Consider the following 24,809-nt stretch of genomic DNA (forward strand, 5'->3'; position numbering starts at 1 on the left):
CTCCTTTCGAATTTGTAAATTTATAATAGCATACATGCAATTAAAAAACAACAATAATTTATTGATAAACAATAAATTATTGTTGTTTTAAAATGATGAGATAATATACTTAATTTAATAGTAGGTCTGTTATAAGCACATATATCTATCAGTATTTGAATATTGAGTATATAGAGCTTACGGATAAGGGGAAAGATTATTGTAAAAAGAGTATAGAACTGAAAAAACAAATAGAGAGAAATAGAAGAGGTTCTAGGAAAAGAGAAAGTAGAAGCACTTAAAGATTTAGTGAGTAGGGATTGGAGTATTAAATAATAGATTTAGTATTAATATTTATGAGTTCAGATTATTAAATTTAAAAATAGCTATTGTTCTCTATGATGATTAAACTTCAACAAGCATATTAATTACTGTATATAAAATAAATTAAATATATATTAAAGTTAAAAGAATAATTTATATTAATTTTATTTATTAAAATAGAGTGAAATATTTAAGTTTTAATAGAAAATAGTATTATTTTAATATTTTATTCTTTAGTGACAGAGTTGTGACGTATTTTTGACGGAGTTGAAACCGGAGTTTTTCTAGTGATACCAATGGTTTTGACGGAAGTGACGGACTTTTTCCTTTTCTGGAATATAGGGAAAAAAATAAAAAAATATATAGTATACATGTATACATAGAAATAGAAAAAAGTCCGTCAAAGTCCGTCATAAGTCCTTCTAAGTAAGTTATATCAAGGCTTTAAAGTATGTGACGGACTTATAAAAGTCTGGTACAAGTCCGGCAAAGCGCTTTTAGAGATTAAATTCACATGGTCTAAGTGGTTAAAAAGGTACTATTTATGATAGAATTCTCTTATTAAGAAGATAATGATATTAATAATCTAAAATTTATTTTTGAAGATAATTTTATTATGCTTTATTAGGATAAGTTAGAAATATCATAGGAGAGTAAGGGAATTGGTGGCATGAAAAATAATGATTCAAAGATAAGTAAATACATAAGTTTAATACTAAGACATAAGCCAGAAGAAATAGGATTAAAACTAGATGAGCATGGATATTTAAGAGTATTAGATTTAATAGAGGGGATAGATAAGTCCTATGAAGGATTTAGCATGGATGATTTAGAAAGAATAGTTAGAGAAGACTCAAAGGGGAGATATTCTTTTAATGAGGATAAGAGCAAAATAAGAGCTAATCAAGGTCATTCAATTAAAGTAGATCTAGGCTTAGAGTCTATTAAGCCACCAAAGGTTTTATATCATGGTACTGGAAGAAAATATTTAGAGTCAATTTTGAAAAATGGACTTATAAAGAAGGAAAGACAGTATGTTCATTTATCAAAGGATATAGAAACTGCAAGTATTGTTGGAAAAAGACATGGCGATTTAGTTATTTTAGAAGTAGATTCAGAAAGTATGTTTAAGGATGGAATTAAGTTTTATTTATCTAAGAATAATGTATGGCTTTGTAATTATGTTCCAGTAAAATATATCAAAGAATTAAATTTAGACAAAATTATTTAAGATTATTTTAAGTTTAAAATATAAAATTAAGATGAAAAAATGATAAAGATTCGTGTCGAAAACATAAAAAAAACAAATCTTTATTGATAAGTTGATATTAAATTATATTAAAATTTATTGTATTAATAATAAAAACTTGATAAATTTAATAAACAATATTTGCTTAGAAAAAATGTATTTTGACAATTTTTTTAAAATACTGTAACATACAGATACAAATTGAAAATTGAATATTAAAAAGTAATGAGTTTTAAGAAATAATTAGTAAATACTAAAATATTATAGAAACGTTGATGTATATTCTGTATCTGGGCATCTGGGATATACTGAGTTAGTGATGCAACCGACTATATTTATAAAAATTATAAATATAGTCGGTTTTTTATTTTCCATTTTTAAGAGAGGAGGGCTTATTTTATGAAAAATAGTAAAAATTATAATATATTTACCTTATGGTCAATTATTATTTCTATGATATTGATTATGATCGCACCTGGAAGTATTGCTTTAGGAGAAGAATCAAAATCACTTCAAAATGATGGTGCTGTTGAAATTACAAGTGCTACTTTTGAAAGCAATACTGTGGCTAAAGATATAAGCAATAATTTACGGATTGACTATAAAATTTTAAATAAAGATAAGCTTAAAAATGGTGATAAAATTATCATTAGTTTACCAGATATATTTAAAGATATAGAACCTAAATGTCCTGAGCAGCATTTTAAAGACTTTGATGTTAAGGATGGAGTGGTAACTTTAACCTTTAATGAAAATGTAGAAAAAGCCGTAACGGGATATATGATTATAAGATTTGTAGGAAATAGTAATATTAGAAAGGGAGTAAGCTACCCAGTTAGTATTGATTTAAATGGTAGACCAAAGACTATTTATATAACAGGAGAAGAATATTCTAATCCTAGTTCAGGTGGTCAATATCCACTTATGTATAAAACTGCTAACTTACCAACAGCTGCTACAGATAATGGACATGGAAAGGAATATTACGGAGAAATAGTCAATAGAAATGAGCCAATACAATATTATGTAGAGATAAATTTAGGTGATGGTATAAATCCCAATACAAGAAGTTATCTGAGAAATGCTGATTTTATTGATAATATTCCAAAGGGAATGGCTTTAGATGTAAATAGTATATCCATAAAAAGAATGGGATATTATGATGAAAGAAGTACAGATGTTACAAAAGATTTTTGGGAGGGCAATAGAATTAAAGCTGATACCAAATATTTAGAAATAAGTTTTGGAGATATAAAATATGAACGTTACTCAATTAGCTATCAGACGCGAATTACTTCTACTGAAAGTGGGTATTTAAATAATGCTAACTTACATTATGATGGTGATAAGGATTTGCCTTCAAAACATTATTCAAAATTATCAAAGGATGCAGGGGCATTAAATGTTTATAAATATGTTGATAAGACAAAAGTAAAAAATGATCCTAATGATCAAAAAATTAAATATCAAATTAAGTTTGATTCTTATGGATACTTTTTAAAAGATACTTTAAATATTTTTGATAAATTAGATTCTAGATTAAGTGATATTAAAATTACAGCTACTGATCAATTTATAATTGATTTTGATGAAAATACAAAAGAGCTAGTTATTAAAAATAGTAATGAAAATATAGATGCTAAAAAACCAGCATATATTACCATAGAAGCAAGTATGAAAGGTGTAAGTCCAGGGGATGAAGTTAAAAACATTGCATACATAAATGGGAATCCAACCAATGAAGTTTCAACTAAAAAAAATCCTTTAGTGGAAATAATCAAGGTTTCTAAAGACGATGCAGAATCAAATTTACTTGAAGGAGCAGTTTTTAAACTAACAACTAAAGACGGTAAAACTGTTAAGGATGTGTACAATCAAGAAATTAAAACGTTTACATCGAGTTCTGAAGGGCCAATAAGGTTTGAATTACCTAATGGAGATTATAAATTAGAAGAAATAAAGGCTCCTAAGGGGTATAAACTTGATCAAACTCCTATTGAATTTACTGTAAATGATGAAAGTAAGATAGTTAAGGTTGTGGCTAAGGATGATCCTCTACCAACTACTTGTAACTTAGTTATAAACAAAATAAATGAAAAAGAAATTCCTATTTTAGGAGCTAAATTTAAATTGTTTGAAGAGAGCAATCCAAAAAAAGTTTTAAAATTTAGTTCTCAAAAAAATAATTACGAATTAAATCAAAATGGAGTTGGAAAATTAACACCTTCAGGGAAAAATGCATCTTTTAAAATTAATAATTTACCTTATGGCAATTACATATTAAAAGAAGTACAGGCTCCTAATGGATATAAATTAAGTGATGATATCTATATAACTTTAAATTCTGAAGAAAGTTTTTATAGAGTTGGAAAAGAAGGAGAAAAAATAATTTTACATAAAAATACAGAAACAAATACATATGATATTTCAGTTAAAAATATTCCAAGAATAATATTACCTGAAACAGGTGGGAGTGGAACTTTTAAGTTTTTATTCATTGGAATTACATTGCTAGCAGGTGTATTAAGCTTGTTAGTTACTACAGAATTTATTTTAAGAGAAAGGAAGAATTAATAGATGAGAAACAATATATTAAAAAAGTTTAGTTTTATAATGGTGTTTATGTTTATTTTTATTACAACATCAATACCTGTATTTGCGGCGACGCCATCAATATCTAAAGATGCTCCTACTGAGGGAAGCATAACAATATCAAAAAAAGGTGCTGTTTTTACTGCATATAAGTTATTAGATGCAACTCAAAGTGGGGATGCATATGAATACTTACCAAGTAATAATTTTAAAGATTTTTTCAATAATTCTAAGTATGGTTCTTATAGCCAAGAAGCAATACCAAAGTTAAGTGGAGAAGAAGTAAAAGAATTTGCTGTTAACTTACATAAATATGTTCTTGATAATAAGATATCTGGACAAGAACTTACAGATGGACAAAAAAATAATGTTGATTTAGGTTATTACCTAGTTACAGAAACTTCAAGTAATTCAGAGGGGGCAGCAGTTGCTTCAACACCTATAATAGTTTCAGTTCCTCAAGTTTCAGGAGATTCATGGAATTATGATGTAACTATTAATCCAAAGGATAATACTCCTATATTAGAAAAAAACATAGTTAAAGAGAATCAAAGAGTTAAAACTTCATCTGAGAATATTGGAGATGTTATTAAATACGAAGTAAAAGCTTCTATACCAGTTTATCAAAAGAATGTACAAAATATAATGTATAAATTTACTGATACTATGAGCAAAGGCTTAACATATGATGAGAAAACTGGCTTTAAGGTAACTTCAGGAGATAAAGTTTTTACTAAGGATACAGATTATACTGTAGATGTAAAAAAACAAGAAGATGGGTCAACAATTATTATAATTAACTTTAATTATGATAATATAAAAGCTTATTCAGAAACTGGAATAGCTTTAAATTACCAAGCTACATTAAATAATGAGGCAGTTCTTAGCACTCAAGAAAATGTGGGAAACACTAACAACATACAATTAGATTATACTAATAACCCACATGTTAAGGATAGTTATAAGAAATTAACTGATAAGGTTACTACTTATACTTGGGGATTGGGTATTACAAAGGTTGATTCAGAACTTAATTCTAAGCTTTTACAAGGTGCTGAGTTTTCAGTAAAAGATGAAAGTGGAAAGACAGTAGCTAAATATACATATGGTGAAAAAGGACAAGTGGTTTCTTTAAGTGGAAATGGGGTAACAGATTCAAAGGGAGTTACAACGTTCATAGGCTTAAAAGAAGGAAAGTACAGTATTAAAGAGGAAGTAGCTCCATCTGGATATAGCTTATTAAAAAATCCAGTAGAAGTAACAATTACAGCTAATAAAGATAAGTCTGGAAATTATACAGGAGCTGCAACTATAGAGGTTTCTAATAGTAATAAAGCAGGAAAAATAATAAATGATATTTCAGAGAAGGATGGAAATATCTTATTTAATGTTCAAATAGAAAATCATGCTGGATTTTCTCTTCCATCAACAGGTGGATTAGGAAACACAGGATTTATAAAAATAGCTATTATCTTATTAAGTATAGTTTGTGTTTTAGCTATACTAGGACTTGGCTACACTAAATTTGAAAATAGCAGAAAAACTAAGAACTAAACTTAAAAATAGACTTAAAAATTAAATACAGAGATATAAATCAAAATACAATAACAAAACTTACAAACAGTATGAAGAGAATATCTAGATGAGCTTTAGAATTTAAATTATTACGTAGAATATATTACGTTAAAAAGCTGAGACTGTTAATTTCTTAGGAATACAATCTCACAAAGTTAGATTGCATAAGTTCAAGAATCCAAATTAAAAATTTGGTCTTTCACTTAAGTTTCGAAGCTTTAGTAATATCTTCGAAGTAATAATTATTAAAATGACTCCAATGTAACTAAAGTTCCATTGGATAAGTTCAAGGTTCCAAATTAAAATTTTGACTTTCACTTAAAATCTAGTAATTCTCGGAATATGTTTGTAAGTTTTATAAAAGTATTTTGATATAGAGCATATAAATAAAAACTTCTTTTTATAATTCAAATTAAAAAGAAGTTTTTTTATGACATGAAGATTTGCGTCTTTTAGGTTAATTAAACTTTAGGAGGTGAATTGGTGCATATCAAAATAACCTATAACTAATGAATTTTGATATAGCACTAGATTTTTTGAAAAGGCTAAAAAAAATATATTTTTCTATTTTAATTTTAATTACACTTATTGCTCTAGGATTTTTGTTATATCCTAGTTTTTCTAATTACATAAATAATAAATTTGCAGTTTCTACAATTTCTGATTATACAGAGAAAATAAATAATGTTAAGGATGAAGAAGTTGATGATTTAATAAAAAATATTAATAAATATAATGAAGATTTATTTAATGGAACTGCTGAGAATGAATTGCCAGATTACTTAAATATTCATCAGGGGGATGTCTTAGGATACATAGAAATTCCTAGCATAAATATTAAATTACCTATATACTATGGAACTTCAGTTGATATTTTAAAAAAGGGAGTTGGAGTTTTAGAGGGAACATCATTGCCCGTAGGAGGAGAAAATACACATTCAGTCTTATCAGCTCATACTGGATTAACAAACCAAAAACTTTTTACTGATATAGACAAGCTAAAAGATGGGGATATTTTTTACCTACACATTTTAAAAAAAGATCTTGCCTATAAAGTGGATCAAATAAAAGTTGTTCACCCAGATGAAATTGATGAACTAAAAATATCAGAGGGCCAGGACTATGTAACTTTACTAACTTGTTATCCTTATGGAATTAATACTGAACGTTTATTAGTAAGAGGAGAGAGAACTGATTTAAGTCCAAGTAATGTAGAGCATATTCAAAAGGAAATAAGCACTTTTAATCATTCAAATGGAAATCTAATACTAATAGTTACAATATTAATTTCATTACTAATAATCATTTTCTTATTATTTTTAATTATGAAATTTAAATATAAGAATAAGAGTAATAAGTAAAAGTTATTTAGCTTAAAATGAATACTATAAATAATAAATTCAAATTTATTATTTGAGTTAATTTACTAAATTAAAATATAAATACTTATTATAAATAGGGAAGTTGTGAAAATAAGCTTTATTAATAGGAAAGAGTAGTTTTGAAAGGCAGAAAATACTAAGATGAGCTTTAAATAAGTCTTATTAATAATTTTTTATAACTTCCCTTAAGATTTTAATAGGTATAAATAAGTCTAGATAACTCTGCACTTAAGAACACAATTGTTCTTTTAAGAGTATAATATATAAAAAATTAAATTGGAGAATATTATGATATCTAGAGAAAAATATGTTACCTCATCATTAGAATTACATCTTTTTTTTATGAGAATTATGAAAGAACATGCAATATTTTTAGAGGCAGGATTAGGACCTAAAAATTCAAAACTCGCTAAAGAACTTGATAAGTGCAAGGGAAATCTTGAGAAACTTTTATTGGATGTAGTAAAGCTTAGTAAGGGAAGGGTTAGACAATCCATAGTAGATTCAGGAGAAGTTTTTACTGATTACACTTTAGAGACAGAAAAGAAAACAGAACATTATACAGGAATTAATATTAATTCTAAAATAACAACAATGGAAAAAGATTTGATGTGTGCTCCTAAAAAGAGTATTGATTCTAAAGTAGCAAGCTGTGTAAAAGATATTAACAATAAGGCTATTAAGTTATTAGATGAATTAATAGATCTTAAGATGAAAATTTTAGATGATGTATTATGTTGCAAGATTTTCACAAGTAATTATCCATCACTTGTTGAACATATCATAGAAGAAGCTAAATTATATCGTTCATATATAGATGATATTGAATGCAATAGAGATATAGATGAGGTCAATATTAGTAAGACAGAATCTTTTTGGAATGAAATTATGATGGAACATGCTCTATTTATAAGAGGACTACTTGATCCAAGTGAATATGAATTAATAAATACTGCAAATGAATTTGCCCTTGAGTTTAATGAATTAATTCAACAATTAAATAATGTTACAAATGTCACAATAGAAAATGTTACCCATGAAACCTTAAAAGAAACAATTAGATTAAGAGATTTTAAGGAAGAAGGTACAAAGGGAATAATGAATTGTAATATAAAATCCTTAATATTACCGCTTCTTTCTGATCATGTTTTAAGAGAGGCAAATCATTATATAAGAATATTAAGATGCTATGAAAAATAGATTTTAAACTTTTATAGTACAAGACTTATGCTTTAAAGAATTTAAAGTTTTTTATCATATATATTTAAATAGAATTATTAGAAGATGTATCAAAAGTTAATAATAAAACTTACAAAACTATGGAGTCAGAGGGTTCTATAAATATTTTGTAGGTTTTATTAAAAGATATTTTGATATATCTTCTTTTTTTATAACAACTTGTTCTTAAATAAAAATGTAATGTAAATTTAAGATTATTATAATATATAAGTTCAGTATTATAGGTTATAATGTATGTAAAAAATTGCAAGTGATTTACATAAAAAAGAGTTAATATGGTTAAATTTAGAGTATATATAATTTTAATTTATATTAACTTTAGACAGTAATTTTATTTTAAATAGTTCTTTGTTTTAGAAAGATAATAGATAGAATAAATACTTATTTAAAATAGAATTTAAAAACTATTTAAGGAGGAAAATCTAAGATTTAAGTTTATTTATGAAGAAGAAGAGTTTAATAATTTTAAGTATAATAGTTTTAATATTTGTATGTATAACTCTTTATTTAACTAGAGAGCATATAATGGTTTTTTATAAATTAATTACTAATGGTGAAGTTGTAAAGAGTTATCTTGAAAGGTTTGGTCCATGGGCAGCAGTAATATTTTTTATATTCCAAATATTACAGGTTGTTATATTCTTTATTCCAGGAGAGGTTATACAAGCTGCTGGGGGATACATATTTGGAGCCTTAGGAGGAACTTTACTTTCATTTTTCGGTATAGCAGTTGGATCTGCAATATTATTTTACATATGTCAAAAGTTTGGAAAGAAGCTAGTACAAAGGTTTGTACCTAAGGACATGTATGATAAATTAGAAAAGATTTTAAATAGTCCTAAATTTAAGCTTATTTTGGTAATACTATTCTTTTTACCAGGAGCACCTAAAGATTCACTTATTATGGTTTGTGCACTAAGTAACATAACAATAGGACACTTCATAATATTCTCTATGATAGGAAGAATACCAGCCTTAGTTGCATCTTCTTTTATGGGAGCAAACTTAGCAGAAGGAAATATTGTAGGTGTAGCGATTATTGGGGTAATAGCCTTAATAGCTTGTGCTTTAGGAGTTATATTTAGAAAAGATGTATTTAAGTACATGGAAAAACTTTAATATTTTATTTAAATGGAGATTTATAAAAATTCATATATAAAATTTATAATTTTATATGAGAGTTTTTACGTAACTCCATTTTTTTATTTAGAATTATAGTTTTATGATAATATGTTCAATGGAAAGGCTTCAGAAGTGTTTAATATAAGCATTGAGTAGAAGGGATTTTAAGAAAAAGGTCTGTTTAAAGTTTTATAGTTAGGTTAGAATATAAGCAAGTTAAGGGGGAGGTATTATGAGATATTCTATAGAATGCATTTGCGAGAGATTTAAGAGTGAAGAGAATTTAGATTTCTTATTTTTCTGGGGACATACAAAAAATAAAAGTGACAAAATAACTAAGGTGTGTTTTAGTCAATGGTATATTTCTGATTTTACTATTGATGGAGTTTTATATAATTGTGCAGAGAAGTATATGATGGCTGAAAAGGCAAGGTTGTTCAAAGATTATAAAACTTTGGAAGAAATATTAGTTACTGAAAATCAACCAGAAATAAAAGCCTTAGGAAGAAAGATTAAAAATTTCAATGAAGAGATTTGGAATAGAGAAAAATATGAAATTGTTAAGAGAGGAAATTTAGCTAAGTTTTCTCAAAATGAAGATATTAAAGAATTTTTATTAAGCACAGGAGATAAAATAATAGTTGAAGCAAGTCCATATGATTGCATTTGGGGAATAGGAATGGGAGCCAATGATGAAAATATAGAGGATCCTACAGCTTGGAAGGGAGAAAATCTCTTAGGTTTTGCTCTTATGGAAGTAAGAGACTTGTTAAATAGAATTTAGGAAGATTTAGGAGAAAATAAATTTCAATATATTCTTTTATTAATATTTAAATTGTGTATTTTAAAATTATAAAAATATATTAATTTTAAAAGGGCATTTATCAAAACAACTTTTAATAAAAATTACAAATATTCAGCGAAATCTAGCAATTCTCTGAATGTTTTTGTAAATTTTGTTATTATTTTTGATAAAGCCCTTTTTGCTTTAGCCTTCAAATTTAGTTTTTTCTATTTCATTTAGAATTTTAACAATATTATTTAAATCATATTGTATTGCTAAATTTGAAAATATGTAAATATTATTATAGTTTTTTGGTATGTAATTGGGATCAAAGTTTGTAATTACAAGATCATAGTTTTCTTGTTTATGTTCATCATAAACTTCCACAATAACATCAAATTTTCTTCTTAAAAACTTTCTTAAATAATCGATAGTGGTGTTAAGAATTAAACTATCTATTCTAGATAAAATACCTATATTAAGGGAATGTTTGGACACTCCACTAAGATAATTTAAGGTTAATATTATGCAAAGTTTAAAGTAATCTGGGTCAAAGGAATATTTTACTTTATATAAAGAATTAATTTTTAATAATAAGTTATTAACAAATTTTTCTCTAGAATCACTTGTAAATTCATTTAAATAATAATTTGTAACAATTTTATTATTTGAATAAAAAACTCCCTTGAAGAAGTAACTTTTAAAGCATAAACTTAATAAATGTAGCTTTAATTCATCATTAAAATTGCTAGGTGGAGTAGTGTATAAATTGCTCATTTCGCTAGTCATTAAAGTAAAAATCTTAAAGGGAGTACTTTCGTTAATAATAGAAATTTCTTTAATAACTTTATATGGGATTATATTAAAACTTAAAATAAAGCAAAGGGTAGAGTAAGCTAAGTATGTACTAGAGGATTTATTTAATGAATCTTTTTCAAAGAAATTTTTAAGTTCTATAAAAATCTTATTATTTTCTAATATTTTTAAATTCTTTTTTGTAAATTCATCCATAAAAAAGTCTTCAACAAAAAATCTTTTTCGTATAATTAAAATTTTTAACCAAGTATATAAGGGATATTTTTCATTAATTTTTAGGGAAGTATTAAAAATTTTTTCAATTACTTCACTTATGTTGTGATTAGATGATACTACAGAAGATATATCTATTCTGTTATTCCAAAATAATAAATAATAAAAATAAGCTATTTGTAATTGAGAACCTGTAAGTTCATAGTTTTTAATAGATATATCAAATTCTTTTAGAATTAGATTACATTCTAATATTTTTCTATTTAAAGTTGCTAAACTTACATTAAAAAGATTACAAAGCTGTATTCCAGTAAAATTTTTTTGATAATTAAGAAAGAAAAACTTTAAAAGTTTATATTTAAGAGAATTTTCTATATAACAAGTTGTTAAACAGTGAAGACTTATTCCAGTATCATATTTCAAAAAAATAAAATCTTTTGAAGAAGATATTTTTACTTTTGATTTATAACATTTATCTAATAAGTCTTCAATTTTTTTTAAGTGATTTTTTAGAGTTGGTAAAGAAATATTCAATTCATTACATAAATTATTTTTATTAATTTTACCGTTATTTACATATACTTTTTTAAAAATGTTATATTGAACTTTCTCAGATGTTTCCAGTAAATCTTCTTTAAACATGTTTAAACCCTTCTATTTAAAATTTGTTTAATATATTACAAATTTTCCTAAGGTGTCAAAGTATTTTGTCAATAAAATATGTAAATATTACATTTTAAAATATAACTTAAAAGTACAAGCATTTCAACTAAAATAAAAAGATTAGCACTAGCTATATTATTATGTAACTAAAACATGAAATTTTAATAATTTACAAAGTAAATTACATAAAAGTTCAAAAAGTTTCAATTAAGTTTAAAATTAACTCTTAAATTTTAAAAAAATAAAAAAAAGTTGAGATTAAGCAATTGAAAAAATAAATTAATATTAATGTATAATTAGTTTCATTAAAATATTAAGCGAGAGAGGACTGGTTTAGATGAAAAGGTTAAAACTAGCTTCAACAATATTAGCTATGTCATGTATTGTTGGAATAAGTATTTTAAATCCAGTTAATACTTTTGCAGCTGGTTTAAGTGGGTATGAGAATATTGCAACATTAAATGATGCTAAAAATGTTGTTAAATCAGATCAGAACTCATTGAATGCTACTAATCAAGAAGGTATTAACTCTGGAATTTTAGGTTTAAAATATAACAGAAATCAGGTTTTAGCTGTAAATGGAGACACAATTCAAAGTTTTGTTCCAAGAGAAGGTAAAAATGCAGGTGAAAAATTTATAGTTGTAGAGCGTAAGAAGAAATCACTTACAACAGCCCCAGTAGATATTTCAATAATTGATTCTGTAAATGATCGTACATATCCAGGAGCATTACAACTTGCTGATGAAGCATTTGTTGATAATAGACCAACATTGTTAATGGTAAAAAGAAAGCCTATTAATCTTAGTATAGATTTACCAGGATTAAAAGGTGAGAATACTGTAACAGTTGATAATCCAACTTATGGCAATGTGTCTGGTGCCATTGATGGATTAGTATCTAAGTGGAATGAAAAATATTCATCTACTCATACTTTACCAGCAAGAACTCAATATTCAGAGTCTATGGTTTATAGCAAATCACAAATAGCAAGTGCACTTAATGTTAATTCTAAGGTTCTTGAAAACTCACTTGGAATAGACTTTAATGCAGTAGCAAATAATGAGAAAAAGGTTATGGTTTTAGCATATAAGCAAATATTCTATACAGTAAGTGCAGCCTTACCAAATAATCCATCAGATCTTTTTGATGATAGTGTTACATTTAAGGAATTGCAACAAAAGGGTGTAAGTAATGAAGCACCACCGCTTATGGTTTCAAATGTGGCCTATGGAAGAACTATATATGTTAAGTTAGAAACAACATCTAATAGTAAAGATGTACAAGCTGCTTTCAAAGCTCTTATAAAAAATACTGATATAAAAAATAGTCAACAGTATAAAGATATTTATGAAAGTAGTTCATTTACAGCAGTAGTTTTAGGTGGAGATGCACAAGAACATAATAAAGTTGTAACTAAAGACTTTGATGAAATAAGAAAAGTAATTAAAGATAATGCAACTTATAGTACAAAGAATCCAGCATATCCAATATCATATACTAGTGTTTTCTTAAAAGATAACTCAGTTGCTACTGTTCATAACAAAACAGACTATATAGAGACAACTTCTACAGAATATTCTAAGGGAAAAATAAACTTAGATCATAGTGGAGCTTATGTTGCACAATTTGATGTATCATGGGATGAAGTTTCTTATGATGAAAAAGGAAATGAAGTTTTAACTCATAAAACATGGGATGGAAATTATAGAGATAAAACAGCTCATTTTTCTACTCAAATCCCTTTAAATGCTAATGCAAGAAATATAAAGATTAAAGCAAGAGAGTGTACAGGTCTTGCTTGGGAATGGTGGAGAACTGTGGTAAATGAGCATAATGTGCCATTAACAAAAGATATAAATGTTTCAATATGGGGAACTACATTATATCCTAGATCAAGTATTACTTACAATTAATCTAAAGTTAAAAACTGATTTTGGCTTATGTCAAAATCAGTTTTTATTTTATAATTGAAAGTATTATAATTGCTGAGTATTTTTTTATTTATACTATAAAGAGGTTATAGGCTTAGTTATAACTACTCTCATATAAATATTTTTATTAAAACACCTAAAAATGTCACAATAATAAATAGAAATATATATTATTAATAAGAATAATTTTAGGAGATAAATAATGGGACATTATATTGAGGTTGAAACAGGAGTAAATTTGTATGTAGAGGATCTTAATAAAGAAGGAAATGAAACCATAGTTTTTTTGCATGGATGGCCAGGAAGTCATAAGCTTTTTGAGTATCAGTTTGACTATTTAGCACAAAATGATTGTCGGTGTATTGGAATAGATCAGAGGGGATTTGGAAAATCTGACAGACCATTACATGGATATGATTATAATACATTAAGTGATGATCTTAGATGTGTGATTCAAGCACTTGGACTTAGTGATTTTACATTATTAGGGCATTCTACAGGTGGGGCAATAGCTATTAGATATATGTCTAGACATAAAGGTTTTGGAGTGAAAAAACTTTTGCTATGTGCAGCTGCGGCACCAAGCCTAATTAAACGTTCTTACTTTCCATATGGTATAAGAAGAGAAACGGTAGAAGATATAATTAAGGGAACATATAATGATAGACCTAAAATGCTAGAGAACTTTGGGAAAATTTTTTTCTATAAGAAAGTTAGCCATCCATTTTCACAATGGTTTTTGCAGTTAGGTTTTGAAGCCGCTGGGTGGTCAACAGCAGAAATTGCTAAGACTTGGCTTGGTGAAGAGCAGTTATTCCAAGATATGAGAGAAATAAATAAACCAACATTAATTATTCATGGTATTCATGATAAAGTATGTTTATTTCAATTAGCAGAACAGCAGAAAAAGCTCATAAAACATAGCAAGCTCAAAAGATTTGAGAATAGTGGACATGGATTATTCTATGATGAAAGAGATAAATTTAATAGAGAAGTTTTGTGCTTTGTTAATTTAAATAAATAATATTATATAAGTAGATTTTAATTAAATAATAGGATAAATAATAGAATATAATAAAATTACTACTTTTTATCCTATTATAATTTAAAATTTTATTTTATTAAAAAATATTTGATTTTTTTGTGATTTAGTATAAAATATAAAATAACTTTAATAATTTGTAAAATAATATTAAAAATTAATCTTTATAAAATAATATTGTTAGAAGTTAAAGTAAATAATTTATGAAAAATTAAAAATTTAATAGTTAATAATAAATTTTATTATAAATCAATCAGTAAACGTTTAAAAGAAAAGTTTTTTAAAAACTAAGGAGGAAAATTTATGCAAGTTTTAATTGGGGCAGGGCTTTTATTAATAGTTTTAGGATTGTTTACCTTATTTAGTTATAAGGCGCCACATGGAATGAAGGCTATGGGAGCATTGGCAGGAGCAGCATGTGCAAGCTTTTTAGTTGAGGCATTTCACTCATCATTTTTTGGAAATGTTCTAAATATAGAATTTTTGAAGAAGGTTGGAGATGCTAATGGAAGCTTGGGAGGAGTTGCAGCAGCAATTCTTGTACCTTTAGCTTTAGGAGTTTCACCAGTTTATTCAGTTTTAATAGGACTATCATGTTCAGGATTAGGAATATTACCAGGCTTTATAGCAGGTTATTTAATGTCATTTGTGGTTAAATTCTTAGAAGAAAAATTACCAAGTGGTTTAGATTTAATTGTAATAATAGTTGTGGCTACGCCTCTTACGAGAATAATAGGTGATTTTACAGCACCAGTAGTTGATTCTACTTTATTAAAAATAGGACAGGTTTTAATAGCTTCAGCAAACTCTAATCCAATAATAATGGGAATAATACTTGGAGGAATTATAACGGTAGTTGCTACGGCACCCTTAAGTTCAATGGCTTTAACAGCTATGCTTGGACTAACAGGAGCACCAATGGCAATAGGAGCATTGTCAGTTTTTGGATCATCTTTCTTAAATTTTGTCTTATTCCAAAAAATGAAGTTTGGAAGCAAAAAAGATACAATATCAGTTGCAATAGAACCATTAACGCAAGCAGATATAATAACTGCTAACCCTATTCCTATTTATGTAACTAATTTTATTGGTGGCGCTTTATGTGGAGTTATAATAGTTTTAATGGGACTTACTAATATGTCTCCAGGGACAGCTACCCCTATTGCTGGATTTGCTGTAATGTTTGCATATAATCCAGCATTTAAGGTATTAATGGCTTCTCTAGCTTGTGTAGTTGTAAGTGCAGGTAGTGGATACTTAGGATATTTATTATTTAAAAACTACAAAATACATACAGTAGATGAGATACGTGGAAATGATTTAGAATTGGAATAATTAAATTATAAAATTAGAGGATGTATCAAAATAACTTTTTATATTTTGGATATATTCTCTTTTTTTTATTTAAGTTTTAAATTACCAAAAAACTAGAGTATAAAATTAGAAAATAGTTGATATGGTTTATTCTGTGATGAAAAAGATAAGTTTAATAGAGAAGTTTTATGCTTTGCTAATTATAATAAATAATATAATAATTTTAGATTTTTAATAGGATAAAGTATTTAATATTAAAATGTTATAATATTTTATCCTATTATAGCAATATTTTATTTTTATAATAAATGAATCTTTTTATATATACTTAATAATTTTTAGTTGTATAATAAGAATAAATATTAGACTTAACTTGAATATTACTAACTAATAAATTTGGTTGGCATGTATTAGGTTCATATGAATTAAAAAAGTTTTTATGAAGCCGAGTTTAATAAAATTTTTATTGGAGGGATTAAAATGAAATTAGCTGAGGCATTGATTTTAAGAGCAGATTTACAAAAAGAATTAATGAGTTTAAAAAATAGAATAAATCAAAACTTATTAGTTCAAGAAGGTGAGAAACCCTCTGAGAACCCATATACACTATATGATGAGATATTGTTGAAAGTAAGTGAACTAGAGGGGTTAATTTTAAAGATTAATAAAACTAATAGTAATTACATAACTAGTAATAATGAAAGTATTTCTGATTTAATTGTAAAAAGAGATATGCTTGGAAAGAAGATAAGCATATTAAAAGAAATAGCTGAAGAAGCTACAGTAAAAGTAAATAGATATTCTCAAACTGAAATAAAAATATTTTCTGCAATGAAGGTAGATCAATTGCAGAGAGAAATAAATAAATATTCTAAGGAATATAGGGAACTTGATACTAAACTACAAGGTCTAAATTGGACAATAGATTTAATGGATTAGATATTTAAATGTTGGTAGCTTTTATTAATGAGGTCATAAATCCTAACCTGGGAGAAAAGGTAATTATGTTACATATGTATCTAGGAGCAGATACTTATTTTATAATTTATGCTCAAACAAGTTACATGGGTACTATTTAAGAGTTACAATTTACAACCATATGACTATTAATAATAAGTGAGGATGGGGCAAGGGGATACAATTTAAAGAAAATAGAGCTATGATATTTTAAAGAAATTATAGCTCTATTTTTTTATTATTAATTTTATTTGTTCTAAATTAAAGTAAATAAAAACTAATTAAATTTAATACAGATCTATTTTTTATAATTCTATTCTCATTTTTTATAATTCTATTGTGAAAATTCACTTCTAAATTATTATGGTTTACCAATAATATCCTGAATTTAAGTAGAAAAATGCTTTTAAAAGAAATTTTATCTTTATTTATGGTAAATATTTAATACGTAAAAATTTTAGTAATAGTTTAATACTATTATACTTCTACATAAACATTTTAAAAGTAACTAATTATAAGATTTCTTTAAAGATATTTTCCAATAAAATCAAAAAAATATAAATTATAATAAATTATTAAAGATAATAATAAATAAAAAACTAAATTTCAATATAGTTCACAGAAATAATATTTATGCACTAATAAATAATAAAGAGTAAATTTTAACTAAAAAACTTAAAGAAATAAAAATTGATTTTTTATCTGTTTATTAATAATATAATTAATTTCAAAAAATACTGAGAAAACATTAAAAAATAATAGTGTTTTTGGTTGATATATCAAATAATATAGGTTTTTATAAAAAATATGGTTAATACTTAATGTTAAAAATATTTTAATTAAAGGTAATTTAGTAAAATAATTTAGTAAAATTATAGTTTTTTTACTAAATATTCAAATTTTGTACATTAACATTTTCACAAAAAATGATATTATAATGTCAGAAAACGTTTCCTAAGGAAACTTTATACTTAAAATATGAAATATGAGGGGGATTTTTAAGATGAGTGAGAGAAAAAGGTCGCTTAGTTCAGGGGCTTTAATGCTTATGACATTTACAGCGGTATTTTCATTCGGAAACATAATTGATAGTAGTGTAAACATTGGACTAGCTACAATACCATCATACATATTTGGTACAGTATTTTACTTTTTACCATTTGCTTTAATGATTGGTGAGTTTGCTTCAGCTAGTTCAGATTCTGAATCAGGTATAAATAGTTGGATAAAGAAATCTTTAGGGGCAAGATGGGCCTTCTTAGGATCATGGTCTTATTTCTTTGTTAACTTGTTCTTCTTTACTTCACTATTACCTAAAATATTAATTTATGCATCTTATACCTTTGTTGGTAGAAATGTATTTGATGGAAAAACAGTATTAATTTCTATTATATCAATAGTATTATTCTGGGCAGTAACTATAATTTCTACTAAGGGTGTATCTTGGATTTCAAAAATAACAAGTATATCTGGTGTAGCTAGAATAATTTTAGGTTTAGGATTCATAGTATTATCTTTTGGAGTTATTTTATTCTTAGGAAAAGCTCCAGCTCAAGAATTTACAGCAGAAACTATTATGCCTAAGTTTAACTGGTCATATTTCATGGTTTTAGCTTGGATTTTACAAGCAGTAGGTGGTGCTGAAAGTATAGGTGTATATATTAAAGACGTAAAGGGTGGAAATAAAACATTCATAAGAACAATGGTAATTTCAACTGCTATAGTTGGTGGTTTATATGCACTTGGAGCTGTTTCAGTAGGTTTAGTTGTACCTTCAGAAGTATTACAAGGTAATTTCTCAAATGGTTTATTTGATGCCTTTGCAATATTAGGTGCAAACTATGGAGTAGGTAATATAATAACTAACATAGTTGGATTCATAATGATGCTTGCTTCTTTAGGTTCATTAGTTTTATGGACTGCAGCTCCTGTTAAAGTATTATTCTCTGAAATTCCTGAAGGAATCTTTGGTAAATGGATTGCTAAAACAGATAAAAAAGGAACTCCTGTAAATGCTTTATATGTACAAGCTGTAATAGTAACAGTATTACTATTAGTACCAGCTTTAGGAATAGGTTCAGTTGATAGCTTACTTGAAATGTTAATAAACATGACTGCTTCAACTTCATTAATTCCAGTATTATTCTTCTTAGTTGGATACATTGTATTAAGAGCTAAGAAAGATGATATGGAAAGATCATTCAAGGTTGGATCTAAAAACTTTGGAATAGCAATTGGGGTATTATTACTTGCTTTATTCGTATTCGTATTTGTAATATCTTCAATTCCAGCTCCACAAGACTTTGCAGCTTACTTTAATGGAACATTAGCAGAAGGTGCAACAAATCCTGTATTCGTACTTTTATACAATGTATTGGGATTAGTATTCTTCTTAGGGTTTGCTGAAATCTGCTGGAGAAAATATGAAAAGAAAGTTGGAAAAGCTGTAGCTAATGAATGGGACGAAGAAGAGGTTTCAGAAATAGCTTAATTATAGTAATCACAGGGTTTTAAAAGATATCAATTAAGGAATAAGCTATAAAAATATAGCTTATTCCTATAACTATAAACTTATTTAGAAATACACAATTTACTTTATAGATTAATAAGAGAAGAAAATGATTAACTTGGTAAAATGGAGGGATTATTTTGAAAAATTATGGACCAATAAGTTCTAAAATAACAAAAATGCTTCATGGAGCAGACTACAATCCAGAACAATGGATTGATATGCCTAACATATGGGGAGAAGATGTTAGATTAATGAAGCTTTCTCATACAAATGTTGTAGCTGTAGGAATATTCTCATGGACAATGTTAGAACCTGAAGAAGGTAAGTTTAACTTTGAATGGTTAGATGAAATCATGGATTTAATGCATAAGAATGGAAACCACGTAATACTTGCTACACCAAGTGGAGCTAAACCAATATGGATGGCTCACAAGTATCCAGAAACTTTAAGAGTTGCTCCAAACAGAGTAAGAAACTTATATGGAGAGCGTCATAACCATTGCTACACATCTCCTATATATAGAGAGAAAATTGCTATAATAGACAGATTATTAGCAGAAAGATATAAAGATCATCCAGCTTTAATTTTATGGCACATTTCAAATGAGTTTGAAGGTCAATGTTATTGTCCTTTATGTGAACAAGCTTTTAGAGATTTCTTAAGAGAGAAATATGATAATGATATAAATAAATTAAATAAAGCTTGGTGGACTAAGTTCTGGAGCCATACATATGCTTCCTTTGATGAAATAGAGGCACCAGCTCCTCATGGAGAACCAGCTCTTCATGGATTAAACTTAGATTGGATGAGATTTGTTACTCACCAAACTTTAGATTATTACAAGCATGAAAGAAGCATATTAAAGGAAATCACACCAGATATTCCTGTAACTACTAACTTCCATGACTATATTTCATTATTTAGAGGAATAGATTACTGGAAATTTGCTCCTTACTTAGATGTTGTATCATGGGATAACTATCCTTACTGGCATGGTGAAAGAACAGATGACCATGAAGGTAGTAGAATTGGATTTGTTCATGACTTAAATAGAGCTATTTTAAATGGTAAGCCATTTATGATGATGGAAAGTTCACCAAGTTCAACAAACTGGCAACCAGTTGCAAAACTTAGACGTCCAGGAATGCACGTTTTATCTTCTCTTCAAGCTGTAGCACATGGTTCAGATACAGTTCAATATTTCCAATGGAGAAAAAGTAGAGGATCATCAGAAAAATTCCATGGAGCTATTGTTGATCACTGTGGACATGAAAATACAAGAGTATTTAGAGATGTAACTAAGGTTGGAGAAATTCTATCAAAACTTGATGACGTAATAGGAACTTCTGTAGAACCACAAGTAGCTGTTATTTACGATTGGGAAAACTACTGGGCAATAAATGATGCTCAAGGTCCTAGAATAGAGCAAAAGGATTACTTTGAAACTTGTCAAAAACACTACAAAGCTTTCTGGGATATGTCAATTCCAACAGATGTTATAAACATGGATTGTGATTTTTCAAAATATAAGGTGGTTGTAGCACCAATGCTTTATATGGTAAGACCAGGTGTTGGAGAAAGATTAGAGGAATTCGTAAATAATGGAGGAACTTTAGTAACAACTTACTGGAGTGGTATTGTTGATGAGAATGATCTTTGCTTCTTAGGAGGATTCCCTGGCCCATTAAAGAAAGTTACAGGAATTTGGGCAGAAGAATTAGATGCACTTTATGATGAAGATGTAAACTATGTTTCTATTGAAGAGGGAAATAGCTTAGGAATGAAAGGTGAATATGAAGCTAGAATATTCTGTGACTTAATTCACTCAGAAGGAGCTGAAGTTCTTGCAACATATAAAACAGACTTCTACAAAGGAATGCCAGCTTTAACTTGTAACAACTTTGGAGAGGGACAAGCTTACTATATAGCATTTAGAAATAATGATGAGTTTTTATCAGATTTCTACTCAAGCTTAGCTAAGAAGTTAACTTTAAAGAGAGCTATAGAAATTGACTTACCAAAGGGAATTAATGCTCAAGTTCGTATGGATGAAAATAACGAGTTTGTATTCTTAATGAACTTCTCATCAGAAGAAAAAACAATAGACATTAAGGATCTTGATTTAACAAATATGTTAACTGGTGAAAAGGTAACTAAGGAAATGGAAATAGAACCTTATGGAGTTAGAATAGTTAGAAGATAATTGAAGTATTATTAACTTATAGTTAGTTTAATAGGTTAATAAGATAAAAAGTAATGCTGAATACTTTTAGTCAAAATTGAATTTTTTATATGAGACAGGCAAGTGAAAACTTGCCTGTTTTTATTTTATAAATAGTTTTTTTAGCAGAGATTAAACTAAAGAATTATAGATTTTTATTATTTATAAGACAAGAATTTATAGAAAAAGCAATAAGATTTTAAAATATTTTTATTGAATTTAAAGCTAATTTTCATAGAAAAACACCATAACATTAAATTTTTTTTAAAATATTATTCATTGATTATACATAATATATTCAATAAAAAGTAATTATTAATATTTATTGCAATATATGGATTTTACAAAATTTGCTTGATTAACCGGTTTATTAGATAGTATTTTTTCTGAATAAAAATAAAAAATTATATACAATAATTTCCAAAATATGGTTTGAAATCGTTTTGTTAGGGGTGTATAACATAGGTGTAGGAAGGACAACGACCTACAAAATCCTAAAAGTTAAAAGGAGGAAGGGTATATTATGAGAGATGACAGAGCATTAAACGTTACTTCTGAAATAGGAAGATTAAAAACAGTTCTACTACATAGACCTGGAGAAGAAATTGAAAACTTAACACCAGATCTATTAGATAGATTACTATTTGATGACATTCCATACTTAAAAGTTGCAAGAGAAGAACACGACGCTTTTGCACAAACTTTAAGAGAAGCAGGAGTAGAAGTGCTTTATTTAGAAGTTCTTGCTGCTGAGGCAATAGGAACTAGTGATGAGGTTAAACAACAATTTATAAGTGAATTTATTGATGAGGCTGGAGTTGAAAGCGAAAGATTAAAAGAAGCATTAATTCAATACTTCAACTCATTTAGTGATAATAAAGCAATGGTTGATAAGATGATGGCTGGTGTAAGAAAGGAAGAACTTAAGGATTACCACAGAGAATCATTATATGACCAAGTAAATAATGTATATCCATTTGTATGTGATCCAATGCCAAATCTTTATTTTACAAGAGATCCATTTGCAACAATTGGACATGGTATTACATTAAACCATATGAGAACAGATACAAGAAATAGAGAAACAATATTTGCTAAATACATATTTAGACATCATCCAAGATTTGAAGGAAAGGATATTCCATTCTGGTTCAATAGAGATGATAAAACTTCTCTTGAAGGTGGAGATGAATTAATACTTTCAAAAGAAATTTTAGCAGTTGGTATATCACAAAGAACTGATTCAAAATCAGTTGAAAAATTAGCTAGAAAGTTACTTTACTATCCAGATACAAGTTTTAAAACTGTATTAGCATTTAAAATACCAGTATCAAGAGCATTTATGCATTTAGATACAGTATTTACTCAAGTTGATTATGATAAGTTTACAGTTCACCCTGGCATAGTAGGACCTTTAGAAGTTTATGCCATAACTAAAGATCCAGAAAATGATGGACAACTAATTGCAGTTGAAGAATGTGATACTTTAGAAAATATACTAAAGAAATACTTAAAGAGAGATATTGAGTTAATAAAATGTGGTGGCGGAGATGAAATAATAGCTGCTAGAGAACAATGGAATGATGGTTCAAATACACTTGCTATTGCTCCAGGAGAGGTTGTAGTTTATTCAAGAAACTATGTAACTAATGAAATCTTAGAAAAGAAAGGAATTAAGTTACATGTTATACCTTCATCTGAATTATCAAGAGGTAGAGGGGGCCCTAGATGTATGTCAATGCCTCTAATAAGAGAAGATTTATAAAATAATATTTAATTGGCAATTTACTATTAGAAATTTAAAAAAAGTTAATATTCTCATACCTACAAAAGAATGTATATAAGAATATTTAATATTAGGAGGAATTCAAAATGGCAGTTAACTTAAAAGGAAGAAGCTTTTTAACATTAAAAGACTTTACACCATCAGAAATCAGATATTTATTAGATCTTTCTCATGATTTAAAGGCTAAAAAGAGAGCTGGAATATTAGGAGATAGCTTAAAAGGTAAAAATGTAGTTTTACTATTTGAAAAAACTTCAACTAGAACAAGATGTGCTTTTGAATGTGGAGCTGCTGAAGAAGGTGCTCATGTAACATTCTTAACTAACTCACAAATGGGTAAAAAAGAATCAATAGAAGACACTGCTAAGGTTCTTGGAAGAATGTATGATGGTATTGAATTTAGAGGATTCAAACAATCAACTGTTGAAGAATTAGCTAAACATGCAGGTGTTCCAGTATGGAATGGATTAACTGACGCTGACCATCCAACTCAAATATTAGCAGACTTCTTAACAATAGAAGAACATGCACATAAACCATTAAGTGAAATCAAATTAGTATTTACTGGTGATACAAGAAATAACATGAGTTATGCATTAATGTATGGTGCAGCTAAAATGGGAATGCACTTTGTAGCTCTTGGACCAGATAGCTTAAAACCAGATGAAGATATTCTTAAAGAAATGCAAGAATACTCAAAAGAAACTGGTGCAACTATAGAATTTAGTTCAAATGTTGATGAAGCAGTTAAGGGTGCAGATGTTATCTACACTGATATCTGGGTATCAATGGGTGAAGATGAAAGCTTATATCCAGAAAGAGTTAAATTATTAACTCCATACAAAGTTACTAGAGAAATGATGAATAAAACAGGAAATAAGAATACTTTATTCATGCACTGCCTACCATCATTCCATGATGAAGATACAGAAGTATGTAAAGATATGATGGATAGATTAGGTCTTGATATAAGAGAAGTTGAAGATGAAGTATTTAGAAGTAAAAATTCAGTTGTATTTGATGAAGCTGAAAACAGAATGCATACAATCAAAGCAGTAATGGTAGCAACTGCTGGAAGATAATAAATTTTCTTAAGGGGCTGTAT

At 27.2% G+C, this 24,809-nt stretch carries 16 protein-coding genes and 1 riboswitch; of the genes, 15 read left to right on the plus strand and 1 reads right to left on the minus strand.

The features are described from left to right. Positions 1 to 973 precede the first annotated feature (973 nt). The 7 genes from ACYUCG_RS13020 to ACYUCG_RS13050 all read left to right on the plus strand — a co-directional run bounded on the left by ACYUCG_RS13020 (position 974) and on the right by ACYUCG_RS13050 (position 10,246). Positions 974 to 1,534 carry an RNA 2'-phosphotransferase gene (locus ACYUCG_RS13020; RefSeq protein ID WP_415319643.1) on the plus strand — a complete coding sequence of 187 codons (561 nt, stop codon included), beginning with the start codon at positions 974 to 976 and terminating at the stop codon, positions 1,532 to 1,534. Between the two features lie 274 nt (positions 1,535 to 1,808). Then, positions 1,809 to 1,892, plus strand: a riboswitch (cyclic di-GMP riboswitch). Between the two features lie 59 nt (positions 1,893 to 1,951). Continuing rightward, positions 1,952 to 4,126 (plus strand): SpaA isopeptide-forming pilin-related protein, encoded by a 2,175-nt coding sequence (locus ACYUCG_RS13025; RefSeq protein ID WP_460268743.1) that lies wholly within the window; start codon positions 1,952 to 1,954, stop codon positions 4,124 to 4,126. Positions 4,127 to 4,129: 3 nt separating this feature from the next. Then, on the plus strand, positions 4,130 to 5,698 hold the full coding sequence (locus ACYUCG_RS13030; RefSeq protein ID WP_460268744.1) for a SpaH/EbpB family LPXTG-anchored major pilin: 1,569 nt from the start codon (positions 4,130 to 4,132) through the stop codon (positions 5,696 to 5,698). Positions 5,699 to 6,228: 530 nt separating this feature from the next. Beyond that, positions 6,229 to 7,080: a class C sortase gene (locus ACYUCG_RS13035; RefSeq protein WP_415342282.1), complete on the plus strand. Its 852-nt coding sequence runs from the start codon at positions 6,229 to 6,231 to the stop codon at positions 7,078 to 7,080. A gap of 309 nt (positions 7,081 to 7,389) precedes the next feature. After that, positions 7,390 to 8,301: a DUF2935 domain-containing protein gene (locus tag ACYUCG_RS13040; protein WP_460268745.1), complete on the plus strand. Its 912-nt coding sequence runs from the start codon at positions 7,390 to 7,392 to the stop codon at positions 8,299 to 8,301. A gap of 564 nt (positions 8,302 to 8,865) precedes the next feature. Beyond that, positions 8,866 to 9,459 (plus strand): TVP38/TMEM64 family protein, encoded by a 594-nt coding sequence (locus tag ACYUCG_RS13045; protein ID WP_460268746.1) that lies wholly within the window; start codon positions 8,866 to 8,868, stop codon positions 9,457 to 9,459. A 235-nt stretch (positions 9,460 to 9,694) separates the two neighbouring features. After that, positions 9,695 to 10,246, plus strand: a complete 552-nt coding sequence (locus ACYUCG_RS13050) for an NADAR family protein (protein WP_060796366.1) — start codon at positions 9,695 to 9,697, stop codon at positions 10,244 to 10,246. A gap of 204 nt (positions 10,247 to 10,450) precedes the next feature. Here ACYUCG_RS13050 and ACYUCG_RS13055 read toward each other — a convergent pair whose 3' ends face one another. Then, positions 10,451 to 11,917 (minus strand): helix-turn-helix domain-containing protein, encoded by a 1,467-nt coding sequence (locus ACYUCG_RS13055; protein ID WP_139932560.1) that lies wholly within the window; start codon positions 11,915 to 11,917, stop codon positions 10,451 to 10,453. 358 nt (positions 11,918 to 12,275) lie between these two features. On the opposite strand from ACYUCG_RS13055, the gene ACYUCG_RS13060 reads away from it, so the two are divergent. The 8 genes from ACYUCG_RS13060 to argF all read left to right on the plus strand — a co-directional run bounded on the left by ACYUCG_RS13060 (position 12,276) and on the right by argF (position 24,786). After that, a complete protein-coding gene (locus ACYUCG_RS13060; protein WP_415319637.1) occupies positions 12,276 to 13,853 on the plus strand; it encodes a thiol-activated cytolysin family protein in 1,578 nt (525 codons plus the stop codon). Between the two features lie 220 nt (positions 13,854 to 14,073). Continuing rightward, on the plus strand, positions 14,074 to 14,895 hold the full coding sequence (locus ACYUCG_RS13065) for an alpha/beta fold hydrolase (RefSeq protein ID WP_283703809.1): 822 nt from the start codon (positions 14,074 to 14,076) through the stop codon (positions 14,893 to 14,895). A 321-nt stretch (positions 14,896 to 15,216) separates the two neighbouring features. Then, on the plus strand, positions 15,217 to 16,248 hold the full coding sequence (locus ACYUCG_RS13070) for a PTS sugar transporter subunit IIC (protein WP_060794880.1): 1,032 nt from the start codon (positions 15,217 to 15,219) through the stop codon (positions 16,246 to 16,248). 459 nt (positions 16,249 to 16,707) lie between these two features. Next, positions 16,708 to 17,166, plus strand: coding sequence for a DIP1984 family protein (locus ACYUCG_RS13075; protein ID WP_060794879.1), 459 nt, complete (start codon positions 16,708 to 16,710; stop codon positions 17,164 to 17,166). A gap of 1,021 nt (positions 17,167 to 18,187) precedes the next feature. Further along, entirely contained in the window at positions 18,188 to 19,675 is a 1,488-nt protein-coding gene (locus tag ACYUCG_RS13080; protein ID WP_060794878.1) for an amino acid permease, read from the plus strand. A 158-nt stretch (positions 19,676 to 19,833) separates the two neighbouring features. Next, positions 19,834 to 21,900, plus strand: a complete 2,067-nt coding sequence (locus ACYUCG_RS13085) for a beta-galactosidase (RefSeq protein ID WP_415319636.1) — start codon at positions 19,834 to 19,836, stop codon at positions 21,898 to 21,900. Positions 21,901 to 22,441: 541 nt separating this feature from the next. Then, complete coding sequence (arcA, locus tag ACYUCG_RS13090; RefSeq protein WP_060794877.1) at positions 22,442 to 23,683, plus strand: arginine deiminase; 1,242 nt, start codon at positions 22,442 to 22,444, stop codon at positions 23,681 to 23,683. Positions 23,684 to 23,790: 107 nt separating this feature from the next. Continuing rightward, entirely contained in the window at positions 23,791 to 24,786 is a 996-nt protein-coding gene (gene argF / locus ACYUCG_RS13095) for an ornithine carbamoyltransferase (protein ID WP_060794876.1), read from the plus strand. The last annotated feature ends 23 nt before the right edge of the window (positions 24,787 to 24,809 follow it).

This window comes from Clostridium sp. CTA-17 (assembly GCF_054767895.1).

Excerpts from the sequence above, each read along its gene's own strand:
- ACYUCG_RS13020 (WP_415319643.1), top strand. The coding sequence starts at position 974 with ATGAAAAATAATGATTCAAAGATAAGTAAATACATAAGTTTAATACTA.
- ACYUCG_RS13025 (WP_460268743.1), top strand. The coding sequence starts at position 1,952 with ATGAAAAATAGTAAAAATTATAATATATTTACCTTATGGTCAATTATT.
- ACYUCG_RS13030 (WP_460268744.1), top strand. The coding sequence starts at position 4,130 with ATGAGAAACAATATATTAAAAAAGTTTAGTTTTATAATGGTGTTTATG.
- ACYUCG_RS13035 (WP_415342282.1), top strand. The coding sequence starts at position 6,229 with ATGAATTTTGATATAGCACTAGATTTTTTGAAAAGGCTAAAAAAAATA.
- ACYUCG_RS13040 (WP_460268745.1), top strand. The coding sequence starts at position 7,390 with ATGATATCTAGAGAAAAATATGTTACCTCATCATTAGAATTACATCTT.
- ACYUCG_RS13045 (WP_460268746.1), top strand. The coding sequence starts at position 8,866 with ATGGTTTTTTATAAATTAATTACTAATGGTGAAGTTGTAAAGAGTTAT.
- ACYUCG_RS13050 (WP_060796366.1), top strand. The coding sequence starts at position 9,695 with ATGAGATATTCTATAGAATGCATTTGCGAGAGATTTAAGAGTGAAGAG.
- ACYUCG_RS13055 (WP_139932560.1), bottom strand. The coding sequence starts at position 11,917 with ATGTTTAAAGAAGATTTACTGGAAACATCTGAGAAAGTTCAATATAAC.
- ACYUCG_RS13060 (WP_415319637.1), top strand. The coding sequence starts at position 12,276 with ATGAAAAGGTTAAAACTAGCTTCAACAATATTAGCTATGTCATGTATT.
- ACYUCG_RS13065 (WP_283703809.1), top strand. The coding sequence starts at position 14,074 with ATGGGACATTATATTGAGGTTGAAACAGGAGTAAATTTGTATGTAGAG.
- ACYUCG_RS13070 (WP_060794880.1), top strand. The coding sequence starts at position 15,217 with ATGCAAGTTTTAATTGGGGCAGGGCTTTTATTAATAGTTTTAGGATTG.
- ACYUCG_RS13075 (WP_060794879.1), top strand. The coding sequence starts at position 16,708 with ATGAAATTAGCTGAGGCATTGATTTTAAGAGCAGATTTACAAAAAGAA.
- ACYUCG_RS13080 (WP_060794878.1), top strand. The coding sequence starts at position 18,188 with ATGAGTGAGAGAAAAAGGTCGCTTAGTTCAGGGGCTTTAATGCTTATG.
- arcA (WP_060794877.1), top strand. The coding sequence starts at position 22,442 with ATGAGAGATGACAGAGCATTAAACGTTACTTCTGAAATAGGAAGATTA.
- argF (WP_060794876.1), top strand. The coding sequence starts at position 23,791 with ATGGCAGTTAACTTAAAAGGAAGAAGCTTTTTAACATTAAAAGACTTT.